This is a genomic window from Cupriavidus sp. 05T313, assembly GCF_056396665.1.
The window spans coordinates 1-13998 of sequence record NZ_JBFTLX010000033.1 but is presented as its reverse complement, the minus strand read 5'-3'; the positions used below and the strand labels follow the sequence as shown (position 1 = coordinate 13998).

Below are 13998 nucleotides of genomic sequence, written 5' to 3'. Positions count from 1 at the left end.
CAAGCAGGTTCCGCGCGCGTTCTGCAAGATCCCGTTGCGAAGCCGTGCAAAGCACGAGGATGCGGCTCGCATGAAGGTCATCAACTTCTTGAGCAAGTCGCTGAATGGCGCCATTTCAGAAGACTACTCTTTGTGGGCGCGTCTGATAGGCAAAAAAAGCATGTAAATTCAGATTTAGTTTTATTATTAATATACTTTTCTAGACCGCAACAGCGATAAATCAAGAAATACAACCAATTAGTACAATGCTATATATAGTTGAATGTGAACAAAGCGGAGCAACCACCGCATCAATTATGGCCCAAGGACGTTTTGAGTGGAACTTGACATCAAGTACCATAATGGCCTCCGCTGTTTCCCATCAGATTCTTCGTGAACCGATGTTCAACTCGTTGTGAAGAAGTGGTGGTAGGCAGTAATCGCCCTTATCTGAATCGAGGAATCGTCTGTGAGTGTCGCCGTTGAAGCCCTGTTTACTTCCGCGTTGGGTCTGCAAGCTCCGTGGATGGTATCCAAAGTTGACCTCGATACAAGCAGACGCCGGATCGATTTCGAAGTGTCCTGCGACGCGAAGAAGTTGCCGTGTCCAGCCTGTGGGGTGAGCGGACAAGGCATCCATGATCGGGTCAGACGTGACTGGCGTCATCTCGATTTTTTCCAGCACGAGGCGTGGCTGCACGCCGACGTGCCGCGGGTCGATTGCAGTACCTGCGGCAAGACCACTGCGGTGGATGTTCCGTGGGCGCGGCCGGGCAGCGGCTTCACCCTGCTGTTCGAGGCGCTGGGCCTGTCGCTATGCCAATCCCTGCCGGTCGCGCAGGCGGCCTCCCTGTTGCGAGTGAACGCCAGGCGGCTATGGCGCCGGATCGAACACTATGTCGGGACGGCGCGCGCCAGGGAAACGATGGACGGGGTCAAGGTTATCGGCATCGACGAGACCAGTATCAGACGCGGCCATGATTACGTCACGGTGGTACATGACCTGGAAGCGAAACGCCTGCTGTTCATGGCCGAGGGCAGCGACCACAAGACCGTCACCGAATTCAAGGCCGACCTGGTCACGCACGGCGGCAATCCTGACGAGATCAGGCACGCCTGCATGGATATGGGGGCAGCTTATATCAAGGGCGTCACCGAAGCCTTGCCGCACGCGCAGATCAGCTTCGACCGGTTCCACGTGATCGCCCTGGCCAACGAGGCGATGGACGAGGTGCGGCGTGAAGAGATGCGAGAACAGCCGGACGTCGTGCGGGCTGCGCTGGGGACGCAGCGCAAGACGATCAAAGGCTTGATGTGGGGCATGCGTCGGGATCACGCTGACTGGAACAAGGATCAAATCAATACGATGCACCGGTTGCAGCGCTCGAACCTGAAGAGCGCAYGCGCCTGGCGCCTGAAGGAGGGGTTGCGTACGACCTACAGCGTGGCCGTGAAGAGTAACTGTCCGCAGAAAGCCAAGGAGATGCTCAAGGGCTGGATCTCATGGGCGAAGCGTTGTCGGCTTGAGCCGTTCAAGCGGCTGGCCACGACCCTCAAGGAGCGCCTGCCTGGCGTCGTGCGCGGCATGCTCGACGGCCGCAGCAATGCCTATGTCGAGGCGATGAATGGCATGCTCCAACAAACCAAGCGGGCCGCGCGCGGATTTCGAACCGTGAAGAACTTCGTGGCCATCGCCTACCTCCGTATGTCCAGGCTAAAACATTTGCCGCAAAACCCCTTGTGTCCCGCCGCGTCGCGTGATCAAGGGATTAAACGCTATCGCGCCGGCCGTCAAGTTCCACTCAAATCGGCATAGAGCCTCAATTATTTACTGGCCGCCTCGCATATTGCTACAGCGTTAGAACTTATGCCTCATTCCAAAACCCGTGCTTATCCCCCCACCACTGTTGCTAAGCTTGTCGTAAAGGACGTTCGCATAGAGATCGCTCCGCTTCGATAGTGGATACAAGTAGCCGATCGCATAGTCCCGACGCTTGAAATCCGCCTGACCTTCGGGGCGAATATTGGTCTGCACAACCGATGCCATGATCTTTCCGTTAAAGATTGGGTAGGTCGCACCAATCTGAAACGAATCCGTGCTTCGTTTGGTACCGCCGCTTGTCCGCGTACCCACATACTCGAGGAATCCCTTGACAACCCCGAAGTCGTATGCTGTGCCGAGTGTAAAGGCGTCTTGTGCCCAGCTCCCAATAGGCAAGCCCGGACCGGTTTTTACACGTTGAAATGCTGCGGTTGCCGTAAACTTTCCTCGGTCGACGTAGAGCATGGCGCCAAAATTGTTGGTTGAATTTGTGCCGGCCGCCTCACCAAGCGAATATAGAAAGCGCCCCGACAATCCACCAAAATCCGGCGTGTAGTATCCAACGGCATTGTTCCAACCCGAATCACCCGCAACGTAGCGTCCGAAGGTCTGCACCCAGAGCGGATTCTGTAATGGAGAGAACTTGGTTGATGATCCGTAGGGGTCGAACTGAGTTGTGGCGAGGAAGAAAGGGTTCCTGAGCCGACCGAGCCTGACCTCACCAATGTTGGCTTTCTCCAGGCCAACATAGGCATTGCGTGACAACATGGTGTCCGTGGGACTGCGACCACTCGCTCCGGTATCCGTCAGAAAGTAGCCTTCCAGCCGAAAATTTGCCATCAGTCCGTCGCCCAGGTCCTCCGTGCCTGTCAATCCCCAGAACGAAGTTGTCATACCCCCGCTCTCGACTCCAATCGTGCTCTTGGCGGCACCGCTAGGCTTCGTTGAACCGACATATGCATCTACGATTCCGTAGAGTTCAACACAATTCGCCGCACACGATRCTAAAAACAGCGATACACCGACACAGCCGGACGCAACGCGCGCCAGCACGGCAGGTTTATTCATCATGCCTCCAATCCTTTGCGGTATTTCGAGAAGGCGCACGTCTCCCATTTCCTAAGCCACTTAACGTGGCCGGACGGTTGAAAGCGGCACCAATTATTCAGAGGGAAAGTCTGTCGTAATGTCTTTTTTGAAGCGGTTGCAATGCCGAGGCAGGTTGCCCTGAAGCCAAGTCACCGAGACCGAGGCGGGATCGCGCCACTTGGTATTCAAGCGCGAGGCACGCGATGAGAGACGCAGCCGCGCCGGCCTCTCGAACAGCGCCGATACCCTGTCCGGCGCCCCAGATGTCTTTCCAAGCCTTGGGCTTGCTCTCGCCGCTAACGAAGCTCATCGCGCGCCCCCCGGAAGCCGGGAGGTTATCGGGATCTAGCCCGGCATTGCGAATCGAACGCTTCAGGTATGGGGTCACGCTTTCACACCCGCTGTTCGTGCGATCCGTCCCYAGCGATCTAGGCCGGTGTGGATCTCCCGAACAAGGTCTTCGGGTGTACTTGTCCAGATTTCGAACTGCTGCTCGTTGGCCGTCTTGCTGACGCGCGGCGAGCGCAACGCTTCGGTCAGCGCGGCATACAGACGCGAACGAATGTCCTCGGGCAGCCTGGGAGGCGCCGCCACGGCGAACCACAGGTCGGCTCCCACCTCGTTGAATCCGCCAAAGCCCGCCTCGGCCATCGTCGGTATCGTGGGCAAGAAGGACCACCGCTTGGCAGTCGTGACCGCCAGCTGACGTACGCGCCCCGCAGTCACGGCCGGCTGTGAGTTCGTGGGCATGTCGAACATGAAGGTGATGTCACCTGCCATCAACGCGGCCAGCGCCAGTCCGTTGCCGCGGAACGGGACGTGCACCAGCGGCACACCCGCGACTCGGCTCAGGATTTCACCCGAGAGGTGATTGGATGCGCCAATGCCAGCCGAACCATAGGAGACGGTCTGCACCTTCGCCCGGGCGACAAGATCGGAAACCGTTCGTATCCCGCTCTGTGAATTGACGATCAACTGATTGGCATACCGGCACGCCAAAGTCAGCGGCGTGAAGTCCGATAGTGGGTCGAACGATAGCTTCGGGTAGATGTGTGGATTGATCGTATGAGTGCCGGTGCTGATTAGTCCGATCGTGTAGCCATCAGCAGCTGCTCGCGCGATTCGAGCGCAGCCGATATTGCCTCCGGAGCCGCCAAGGTTCTCGACGATCACGGGTTGCCGAAGAATCTCCGAGACGACGGCAGCAATCGGCCGAGTGAACACATCGGAGGGCCCGCCCGCAGCGTATGGCACGATCCAGCGAATGGGTCTTGAAGGCAATGTGTCAGCAGCTCGCACGACACCGAGTCCCGCGCCCAGCGCGGCGGCGGTTCCGCCCAGTATCAGGCGCCGACGCGTCGCGGCCGGAATGCTGGAAGTCGAACGTTTCATGTCTTGTCTCCTGGTTCAATCGGTAGCGCCGTTTGTCGCCCAGTCCTGCGAGTCAACGCCGGCTCGGATCCACTATCCAGCTAGGCGGGCGGAACTCCGACCGTCATTCCTCCGCACACGTAGAGCGTCTGTCCGGTGACAAAGCCGTTGCGCCCATCAAGAAAGAACGAGGCAGCCTGAGAGACGTCTTCCGGCTCTCCCATCCGGCGAACCGGTATCGCATCGACGATCGCCTGCGTTCGGGGAGCTCCGGGCGGATTCGCGGCCTCGAACAGCGCAGTTCGAATCGGACCGGGGCCGATAGCGTTGACTGTGATGCCGTGCTGCCCCAGCTCAAGGGCCCAAACCCGGGTCATCCCAATGAGGCCGGCCTTTGTGGCCGCGTACGCGCTGCGCATCTCCTTGCCCAACGCGGCACGGGAAGAAATGTTGACCACCCTCCCGAATCCGGCTTCCCGCATACCAGGTAGAACTGCCTGCATGCATTGAAGGGCGCAGCGAAGGTTGAGTGCGACTGCGAGGTCCAAATCTACCAAGGTTTGGTCTGCGATTGATGCAGGACGTACGACCCCGACGTTGTTGACCAGCCGAGTGATCGGACCGCCCTCCAGCGCTAGCTTCAACGCCTCGGCGGTCGCATCATCATCCGCGAGATCCACATCGATCAATCCGCCGGCGCGATCCAGAACGATCGTCTCGTAACCCTGCGCCTGGCACGCAGCCGTGATCGCCGCGCCAATACCTGCCCCCCCACCGGTGATCAGTACCCGGTCGCGAGTGACCAAACCCTTCTTCATCACAGCTCCTTCTTCGCTGCTTGCGGACTACGCTGGACTCAGTTGTGCAGCACTACGGCATCGACCGCGCGACAGCCGTCACCGACCGCACCGACCAGGATCGGATTGATATCGACGCTCTGAACGTCGGTGGATCCCGCGATCAGTCGTCCAACCGACATCACTGCGTCAACGTAGGCCTCGACATCAAGAGCGGGTTCGTCTCTCACTCCACCCAACAGGGGAGCGATACGAAGACGCTGTAGTCGCTCGATAACCTCGGCTCGTCCAAACGGAACCAATAGAAGTTGGTTGTCCGGCATGACTTCGACGTACTTGCCACCATCTCCGATAACGACAACCGGACCGAAAACCGGGTCCCTGTGAGCACCGATCATCATCTCGCGCCCACCTTTTCGCATCGCGGCAACGATGACGCCTTCAAAGGGCAGACCAAGATCGGCGAGTGTCTGTTGCAGCTTGCCGAAGGCTTCCGCGATTTCCGTCTGCGAACGCAACCCCAATCGCACCAAACCCAGCTCGCTCTTGTGAGCGACCTTGCTGGAACAACCTTTGACGACAACCGCGTCCCCCGCTTCGGCGAACGCCGCCAAAGCCTCCTGCACGGTCATGCACAGTCGGTGCCATACAACCGGTACCCCCATCTCCGCGATGCGCGCAAGACTCTGTGCCTCGTTCGCCATCAGGGGCTCACGGCGCTCAGTCATGACGGGGACGGGATCGAGGTACGCACCAGCACGTCGATGGCGCGCTAACTCCAAACGCTCGTGGTGGCGCGTGAATCGGTCGAGCGCCGATACCGCACTGCTTTCCGAGGAGAAAACCGGTACGTCGCGTTCACGGAACAAGGCCGCCACGTCCGGTTGCGGCGTGGCTGCCACAACCGGCTTTCCGGTGCTGGCTTCCAAACGCGCCGCCGCATCCGCGTAGCCTTCGACGTCGTAGCCTGCTCCGGCGACCGGAAATGCAACGAGAAATGCGTCAGCATTTGGATCCCGCGCGATGACGTCGAGAGCCTTGCTGAAGAGGCTGCTATCCGTGAGCAGAGCACCCGTGATATCGACCGGATTGGTAACGTTCGCGAAGGTTGGAAGAATGGCCGCGAGGGACTGTCGAGTTGAAGGGTCGAAGCTGGCCATCTGCATCCCATGCATGCTGGCTGCGTCCGCAGCAAGCACCCCTGCCGCTCCAGAATTGCTCACCGTCACGATGCTCCGGCCACCCACCTTCCAGCGCTTCAGGTACATCTCAGCGGCATCGACCAGTTGCTCCATTGTGTGCGCACGCCAGACGCCATGTTGCTCAAAGAAACTGTCGACCACACGGTCTTCGCTTGCTAGCGCACCGGTGTGCGATAGCGCGGCGGCTTTACCGGCGGCCGTACGCCCGGACTTCAGCGCGAGCACGGGCAGACGACGCTCCTGAGCGATTCGTCCGAGCTTTTGAAGCTGGTGCGGGTCGGGCATGCCCTCGAGATACAGGAGCATCAGTCGGACCTGCTCATCCTCGGCGACCGCCGTCGCCAACTCGGCGATCGTGACATCCGCGTCGTTGCCTGTTGCGTGGGCGTGCCGGATGCCCAGCCCCCGGCGCCGAAGCAGCCCGTACGGCGCCATCCCCAGCGTCCCACTCTGGCTGAGGATCGCTATGTGTCCGTCAGCGGGCGGACACTCTTTGATCATCGTCGAAAATGTGGCTAGAGCCCCATTGCTGAAGTTTGCAAGCCCCTGACAATTCGGCCCGATCAGCCGCATGCCCGCCGCGCGAGCGGTGTCGACCATCGAGCGCTCGGCAGTCTTTCCCTCAACGGAGTGACCCTCGCCAAAGCCAGAACTCATGACGATTCCGATCCCTGTTCCGATGCGGGCGCACTTCTGCACCGCTTCAATCGCCTCGTTCCGCGGTACCGCGATGATTGCGAGATCCGGAGCCTCCGGCAGTTCCTCGATCGAGGGCCACGCCTTCAAGCCCTGGACGCTTGAGCGGGTGGGATTGATAGGGTAGATGCGCCCTTTGAAGCCAAAGCGCTGCAGGTAGTCAACCGGTCGACCACCGATCTTGTCCGGATTCTGTGAAGCACCCACGATCGCAATGGAACGTGGCGCCAACGCGGCCTGAAGCGAAGTCGTCATGGGAAGTCTCCTCGAGTTATTTGCCTTCGGCAGAGTCGGCGGCCACAAAATAGGGAAGCTCCCGCGCCCCGAAAGATCGAAACGAAGCGCGGACGCGCTCACCGATGCGCAGCGAGACATCGCCATGAGCCGTCATGCGAAACCCCTCTTGGGGCAAATCAGACTACACGAAGTCTGATCGAGCGAGGCTTGTCTTACGCAGAACTCGTACCAATGAGTTTGTTAGTCTACTGTACAGTAGGAAAATGTCAAGCTCTTCCTTGTTGCGATTTGTGCCTCTCTGAACTGTTCTTCGCCAACCCTGTGCAGCGATCGCGTGGGTGCCCTGCCTCCCCGATATTCAAGCCAGATCTGCTTAGGCTCGCACTCGAGGCTCATTGTTGGCACGCGAATGTTCGGTACGCTGGACCCGGAGGCCTCATTCTGGAGCAGCAGCGTGAGCGTGCGATACGGGCGAGTGAATGTCTCGAACTCACCGACAAAGAGCTGATATGCCTCTATATGAACGCCTCCCGTTTGCGAGGCTTTTGTGCGCTCTGACCTGACTAGGTTGGGTTGCGGCTTTGTATTCGGCCTGGTTGCAGCCCTGATAGGCTGCGGGCCCCGATGAAATTCGCTGACTCGCACCTGATTTCCCGTAAGAGCTCGAAGCTCTTTGTCATATACAGGTTTAGCAAGTCACGGTCCGACCTGATTAGTCATCACACTCAATCGCCAACGCAACCGCTTCAACATGTCCCTCCCGATGCAGACGGTTAATGTGTTCTGCTCGGCGCACGCCGTTCATGTGTGACCACGTCCCAACAAGCACGGTCCAGTCAATTTGGGATCTGATTAGGCATTGGCCCCGGGGTGCCGGCGTTAGTCGGTTTTCTCGAAGAACCCTCGAAACGTTGGCGCCATAAGCTGGATCTCGAGGCGGACGTCAAGGTCCTAGCATTCACACAATTAGCAAAAATCATTCAGGTATTGCCAAATTGGCGATCAGCCGACTCACGCAGATTCCATGATCTCGATGCTGAACGCCTTCATCCACACTGCGGATTCAACCGCTCAACGCAGCGCTGTACGGAGGTACCGCACTGCAGGTGAAAACTGTTTACGGTGCGCGCACACGAGGTTCAGCGGCCCCGATTCGCCCGGCTGCTCTGGTAGAAGCAGCTCCAAGCGAGCTTGCTCAATATCGGCACAAACACCTATCAACGCCTTGTAGGCGATGCCACGACCATCGATTGCCCAGCGCCGGGCAATCGATGGTCGTCCCTATGATTTGCGTGCGGCCAATGCGGGCACCGACATGGCCAACCGCATGGCGCGCATGGGTGCCGCAGGCCAATGGCCAGGTTCGTCCGGGGCCGTTGATGGACGTGTCCCACATCGCCAGTTCGTTGCTGCACATGGCCAACCTGCCGCGCGACGCCAACGTGCAGTTCATGACCGTGATGGCGACGAAGATGCTCGTTCGTCGGTCGCGGCTGACCAGCGGCCAACGACCGAAGTATCAGTGCGCCGGCCGGCCCGTGTGGCCAGCCATGAATGTGGCGGCGTCGGCCGCCGTCATGCCGCGCTCGTCGCGCGCTTCCGGGTCGGCGCCGTGCTCCTTGAGCAATTCGACGATTTCCGCGCGCTGGAACATCGCTGCGACCATTAGCGCAGTGCGGCCGTCGGGCGAAGCGCCCTCGACGTCCGCGCCGTGTTCCAGCAGGATTTCGATTACGTCCCGGTAGCCTTTGTAGGCAGCCCCGGCAATCGGCGTCTGCCCCATCGAATTGCGCGTGTCGGGTGACGCGCCGGCTGCCAGCATCATGCGCAGCGCGTCGGCATGGCCGTGATAGGCGGCCAGCATCACCAGGCTGTCGCCTTTCTCGTTGCGCAGGTTCGGCCGCATACCGCGTTTGATCAGCGCCGCCAGCGCGGCCGCGTCGCCATTGCGCGCCAGGTCGAAAACCTGGCCCAGCGCGGCGATCATGCGGGCTTCTTCATCGGCGGTCATGGTGGATGTCTGGGTCTGGTCCGTCTTGTGTTCTCGTCTTGCTTTCCTGGCTTTCGTGGTTCTCGCAGGGAGGGCGGGGTGCACCCGCCCTCCGCCCCGGCCTCTCCCGCAAGCGGGAGAGGCAACCAAAGACTTATTTGGCTTCGATCTTCTCGATGGCTGCCGCAACACCAGCGCCGTAGGCCGGATCGGCCTGCGTGCAGTGGTCGATATGGCGCTGCTGCACGGGCTTCGACACGCCCTTGATCGCACGGGCCGTGTTGTCGAACAGCGTCTGCTGCTGGGCCGGCGACATCAGGCGGAACAGGTCGCCTGCCTGCGAGAAGTAATCGTCGTCGACACGGTGGTTCCAGTGGTCGGCGGCGCCTTCGACTGACAGCGGAGGCTCACGGAAGTCCGGCTGCTCGGCCCACTCGCCACGGGTGTTCGGCTCGTAGCCGATGGTGCCGCCCGCGTTGCCGTCGGTGCGGCCGCGGCCGTCGCGGTGATAGCTGTTGACGTACTTCGCGGCCTTCGGCGAGTTCACCGGAATCAGGTGGTGGTTCACGCCCAGGCGATAGCGCTCGGCGTCGCCATACGAAAACAGGCGGCCTTGCAGCATCTTGTCCGGCGAGAAACCGACGCCCGGCACGATCGTCGACGGCGCGAACGCGGCCTGCTCCACCTCGGCGAAATGGTTTTCCGGATTGCGGTTCAGTTCCATCACGCCCACTTCGATCAACGGGTAGTCCTTCTTCGACCAGACCTTGGTCAGGTCGAACGGGTTGTAGCGATACTTGCCGGCGTCGGCCTCGGGCATGATCTGCACGAACAGCTTCCAGCGCGGGAACTCGCCGCGCTCGATGGCTTCGTACAGGTCGCGCTGGTGGTACTCGCGGTCCTGTCCGGTAACCTCGGCCGCCTCGGCGTCGGACAGGTTCTGGATGCCCTGCTGGGTCACAAAGTGGAACTTCACCCAGTGGCGTTGCATGTCCTTGCTGATGAAGCTGTAGGTGTGGCTGCCGAAGCCGTGCATATGACGCCAGCTCCGCGGAATGCCGCGATCGCTCATGACGATGGTGACCTGGTGGAAGGCCTCGGGCAGGCTGGTCCAGAAGTCCCAGTTGGTCTCGGCGCTGCGCATGCCCGTGCGCGGGTCGCGCTTCACGGCGTGGTTCAGGTCGGGGAACTTGAGCGGATCGCGCAGGAAGAAGACCGGCGTGTTGTTGCCCACCAGGTCCCAGTTGCCTTCCTCGGTATAGAACTTGATGGCGAAGCCGCGAATATCGCGTTCGGCATCGGCTGCGCCGCGTTCGCCGGCCACCGACGAGAAACGCAGGAACAGGTCGGTTTTCTTGCCGACTTCCGAGAACAGGTTGACACGCGTGTACTTGGTGATGTCATGCGTGACGGTGAACGTGCCATAGGCGCCCGAGCCCTTGGCGTGCATGCGGCGTTCGGGAATGACTTCGCGGTCGAAGTGGGCAAGCTTTTCCAGGAACCAGACATCCTGCAGCAGGGCCGGACCGCGCGGGCCGGCAGTCTGGATGTTGTTGTTGTCGACGACGGGCGCGCCGAAAGCGGTCGTGAGCTTTTTCATTGGATTCCTTGATGCAGACGGCAGGCCTCGCGGGCCTTGCCTGGACGTTTTTGGGTTTTCCCAACAGGCTGCCACCAATGGCGCGATACGCCGGGGGAAGATGTTGAAGTATCGCAGGTGCAACTTGACGGTTCGTATCAGTTCTCTGAATAGTGAATTAATTGCCTTGGATAATGAGACTCACGTCATCTTTTCTTGACACGAATGAATCGATTGGATGCAACCTACAACGTGGCTCCCAGAGCCTCGCGAACATGCCATTTTTGTCAATTTCGCGCAAAGGCGCAGGAGGTAAGTACCGACCGTCTCGAGCGCGCTTTTGAGGCGCCAACCATGCTCAGAAACTGCATCAATACGTCGCACATTGGGGAGCGAAAGAGACTATCGCTCTCTCTTCGAGCCTATCTGGCACGCAATTTTCACAAAAAAATGGATAGGAAATGTCTTTACAATCGGAACCGCGCTTGTGACCGGCGGATCTTCGGGTATCGGCGCAGTCTATGCTGACCATTTAGCAGCCGCGGTTGTGACTTGATTCTTGTCGCGCGTAACGAGGTACGTCTTTTGGCACAAACAGAGAAGCTCTCGAACAAGTACGGTATCGCCGTAAATGTCTGCGGCGCGTTGAAGCCCGCCTGACTAGCGACGATCGAATTACATGCTTGTTTAAAACGTACGACACTTTCGTCTGTCGACCCCCTTGCAATAGGGGCGACAGTCTGTCGACCCCCTTGCAATAGGGGCGACTATCGGTCTCTAACGCCCCCCATACCCCAATTTCCTTTTGCGACTGCCCACAGTATGAAGGTACCGTAAACGAGCATTGCGAGAGCACCAAAGGAAAAATACTGTTGCAAGCTTGCGCCTTGAGACAACGCAAAGCCGCCAACACCGGCGAACAGGGTGAGGCGTAGCGCTCCGGCCACGAGTGGCCATTTGAGTCGACCGGCGCCCTGAGATGCAAAGTAAAGGGAAAAGCCCAGGGCAAAGCAGCCGTAGAACGGACCTACCATCTGAAGATAGGCGACGCCCGCTTCCAGCAAATGTTCATCTCCTCCAAAGAGCCGCAACCATGCGGAAGGCCGAAAGGCTGCAACTAGGCCAATTAGTTCGGCTAATGAAAAGGCAATAAATCCACCGATAAGTGCGATACGCCGCGCGCGGTCGATCTGACCTGCGCCAATGTTGGCTCCCACAAGCGCAACCATAGGCGCTCCAAAGCCGAAAGCTATTGGGATCAGCAGATACTCTAGCCTCGCACCCGTTGCGTAGCCTGCTAGAGCTGCAGTGCCACCGTGCCCACCAACCTGGGCCGTCGTAATCGCAATCAATGCATTTGTAAGTACCGGATTTATGCATGCCAATGCGCCAACGACCAAAATGCTACGTATCGGTAACCAATGCACTGCGCCTCCCACTAGCTGAGCGGCACAACGCCCCGAGAGGCAGAACCACCCCAATATCGCGGTGCCCGCTGCGTAATAAAGCACCAAAGCCCACGCTCCGCCCGCTACTCCTAATTGGGGAATCGGACCCCAACCAAATATGAGGCAAGGAGACAATGGCACTAGAGCGACTGCTCCTCCACAGATCACCATCCCAGGGAATGACATATTCCCCGTCCCCCGAATAACACTGGCGAGTGCGTTCATCGCCCACATCAGCGGCAGTCCTGCGAACAGCACACGACCATAAGTACAAGCCGCATCCAACGCCGCCCCCTTTGCGCCGATAAGCGAGAATAGTGACCTCTGGAACGTCAAAAGCATGGCGGCAAATGCTACGCCAATAAGAACGTTGATGGCTAGGGCGTGCCGCGGAATCTGATTTATCAAGGTCTGGTTTCCGGCCCCAAGAGCCCGAGCCACGGCTGCTGATATCCCACCGCCCATGGCCCCCTGCGACATGTTGCCCATTAGCATTAGTACTGGTATGACAACAGCGACACCTGCCAGTACATCCGTGCCAAGTTTCGCAAGAAACCATGTCTCAATCAGCCCAGTTGACGCTTGGGCCAACATCATGAGCATGTTTGGCACGCTCATGCGAAGAACCGTTGGAACAATCGGTGCCTCCAGCATCGACCGTAGGCGTGGATTGGAGGCGCGCAGCGGCGCCGATCCAGAGGTAGTCATCTTGTTAAGCCTTTCGCCTTACGAGGCGGGACACTCTCTAGGGTCTGTTCACAATTTAACCAATGGTCCGAAGGCACAAGCAAGCGATGCAAAGACGAGATAGCTGTCAGCTCGCTTGTCATACCGAGTGGAGACACGGCGAAAATGCTTTATGCGGTTGAAAAAGCGTTCGACCAGATTGCGAGTGCGATACAGGGCGCGGCTATAGCGTCGCTTGCTGATCCGGTTCGAGCGTGGCGGAATGACGGCCTTGCTTCCTGCGGTTCGAATCGACTGCACGAAAGCGTTGGCGTCGTAGCCCTTGTCCGGGACCGCTTGCGCGCGCAGGCCTTCGATTGTGTGACACAGATCTTCTCCTGCGCGTGGTCACTGGCACTCCGGGCCGGGGCGCCAGGCTTCTCGTTAAACCGGGATGGGGTTATCGGCGATGTGTTGGTTGAAGTCGTGAACCAGCTGATGCTCGCCGAGTCCCGGGTTATCGCGCATGGCGCGAATGGACTCGACAAACACCTCATGCTCTTCGGTCGCGAGGCCGCGCATGGTTTCTTCGATAAACGCGTCCAAGGGCATGGCACGCGGATCGCCGCTCTTCTTGACGAGGTCGGTGTCGACCCAAGGCGGTGCGATCTCCTGGACTGTCACGTTGGTCGCGCGGAGCATGAAGCGCTGCGACAGGGCATAAGAGTGCAGCGCCGCTTTCGATGCGGAGTACACCGCGTTAGTGGCGATCGGGACATACGCCAGCACCGACGTGTTGTARATRATCGTCGAGCGMGRTTGACCYTTCAGATGYTCGACGAGCTCCGATGTCATGCGGATYGGGCCYARGAGGTTKGTGTCGAGGATGCTGCGAGACGYGGCRTCCTCGACGGKRGTSGASGCGTCGTCAAACGGCATGATGCCCGCGTTGTTGATCAGAACGTTCAGCGTSGGATAGTCCGAGATCAAGTCCTTCGCCACACGCGCGATGTCGGCAGCGTCGGAAATATCGAGTTCGACGCCATCGATGCCGGGATACTCCGCGGAGATCTGCCGCAGAAGTGCTTTGCGGCGTCCAGCAATGATGACCTTGTTTCCCAA

Annotated in this window: 9 protein-coding genes and 4 pseudogenes; 3 read left to right on the top strand and 10 right to left on the bottom strand. The window is 59.3% G+C overall.

The window, feature by feature from the left end; translation table 11 throughout:
• The first annotated feature begins 448 nt into the window (after positions 1 to 448).
• The gene (locus tag AC1DKD_RS10480) at positions 449 to 1795 is read left to right on the top strand and encodes an ISL3 family transposase (RefSeq protein ID WP_477143255.1); all 1347 of its coding nucleotides are present in this window, start codon (positions 449 to 451) and stop codon (positions 1793 to 1795) included.
• Between the two features lie 42 nt (positions 1796 to 1837).
• On the opposite strand, the gene AC1DKD_RS10475 is transcribed toward AC1DKD_RS10480, so the two are convergent.
• The 5 genes and pseudogenes from AC1DKD_RS10475 to AC1DKD_RS10455 all read right to left on the bottom strand — a co-directional run.
• Complete coding sequence (locus AC1DKD_RS10475; RefSeq protein ID WP_477143254.1) at positions 1838 to 2872, bottom strand: porin; 1035 nt, start codon at positions 2870 to 2872, stop codon at positions 1838 to 1840.
• Positions 2873 to 3274: 402 nt separating this feature from the next.
• The gene (locus AC1DKD_RS10470) at positions 3275 to 4282 is read right to left on the bottom strand and encodes a Bug family tripartite tricarboxylate transporter substrate binding protein (RefSeq protein WP_477143253.1); all 1008 of its coding nucleotides are present in this window, start codon (positions 4280 to 4282) and stop codon (positions 3275 to 3277) included.
• A gap of 80 nt (positions 4283 to 4362) precedes the next feature.
• Complete coding sequence (locus AC1DKD_RS10465; protein WP_477104401.1) at positions 4363 to 5079, bottom strand: SDR family oxidoreductase; 717 nt, start codon at positions 5077 to 5079, stop codon at positions 4363 to 4365.
• 38 nt (positions 5080 to 5117) lie between these two features.
• Positions 5118 to 7211 carry an acetate--CoA ligase family protein gene (locus AC1DKD_RS10460; RefSeq protein WP_477104400.1) on the bottom strand — a complete coding sequence of 698 codons (2094 nt, stop codon included), beginning with the start codon at positions 7209 to 7211 and terminating at the stop codon, positions 5118 to 5120.
• Positions 7212 to 8264: 1053 nt separating this feature from the next.
• A pseudogene (locus tag AC1DKD_RS10455) lies at positions 8265 to 8462 on the bottom strand (LysR family transcriptional regulator); the annotation flags it as partial.
• Between AC1DKD_RS10455 and AC1DKD_RS10450 the strand changes: the two are divergent.
• Positions 8458 to 8690: pseudogene (locus AC1DKD_RS10450) on the top strand (3-oxoacyl-ACP reductase); the annotation flags it as partial. The pseudogenes AC1DKD_RS10455 and AC1DKD_RS10450 overlap by 5 nt on opposite strands.
• Positions 8691 to 8712: 22 nt before the next feature.
• On the opposite strand, the gene AC1DKD_RS10445 reads toward AC1DKD_RS10450, so the two are convergent.
• Complete coding sequence (locus AC1DKD_RS10445; RefSeq protein ID WP_477104399.1) at positions 8713 to 9180, bottom strand: ankyrin repeat domain-containing protein; 468 nt, start codon at positions 9178 to 9180, stop codon at positions 8713 to 8715.
• 157 nt (positions 9181 to 9337) lie between these two features.
• Positions 9338 to 10783, bottom strand: a complete 1446-nt coding sequence (locus AC1DKD_RS10440; protein ID WP_477104398.1) for a catalase — start codon at positions 10781 to 10783, stop codon at positions 9338 to 9340.
• A 433-nt stretch (positions 10784 to 11216) separates the two neighbouring features.
• Between AC1DKD_RS10440 and AC1DKD_RS10435 the strand changes: the two are divergent.
• Positions 11217 to 11407 (top strand): annotated as a pseudogene (locus AC1DKD_RS10435) (SDR family NAD(P)-dependent oxidoreductase); the annotation flags it as partial.
• Between the two features lie 122 nt (positions 11408 to 11529).
• Here the strand turns inward: AC1DKD_RS10435 and AC1DKD_RS10430 are convergent.
• From AC1DKD_RS10430 to AC1DKD_RS10420, 3 genes and pseudogenes are all read right to left on the bottom strand, one after another.
• Complete coding sequence (locus AC1DKD_RS10430; RefSeq protein ID WP_477104397.1) at positions 11530 to 12918, bottom strand: MATE family efflux transporter; 1389 nt, start codon at positions 12916 to 12918, stop codon at positions 11530 to 11532.
• Between the two features lie 48 nt (positions 12919 to 12966).
• Positions 12967 to 13254: pseudogene (locus AC1DKD_RS10425) on the bottom strand (transposase); the annotation flags it as partial.
• Between the two features lie 66 nt (positions 13255 to 13320).
• A partial coding sequence (locus tag AC1DKD_RS10420; protein ID WP_477143252.1) for an SDR family oxidoreductase occupies positions 13321 to 13998 on the bottom strand: 678 nt, incomplete at its 5' end.

Bases quoted from the DNA above. Each gene is read 5' to 3' on its own strand.
- AC1DKD_RS10465 (WP_477104401.1), bottom strand. From the start codon at position 5,079: ATGAAGAAGGGTTTGGTCACTCGCGACCGGGTACTGATCACCGGTGGG.
- AC1DKD_RS10445 (WP_477104399.1), bottom strand. From the start codon at position 9,180: ATGATCGCCGCGCTGGGCCAGGTTTTCGACCTGGCGCGCAATGGCGAC.
- AC1DKD_RS10430 (WP_477104397.1), bottom strand. From the start codon at position 12,918: ATGACTACCTCTGGATCGGCGCCGCTGCGCGCCTCCAATCCACGCCTA.
- AC1DKD_RS10440 (WP_477104398.1), bottom strand. From the start codon at position 10,783: ATGAAAAAGCTCACGACCGCTTTCGGCGCGCCCGTCGTCGACAACAAC.
- AC1DKD_RS10460 (WP_477104400.1), bottom strand. From the start codon at position 7,211: ATGACGACTTCGCTTCAGGCCGCGTTGGCGCCACGTTCCATTGCGATC.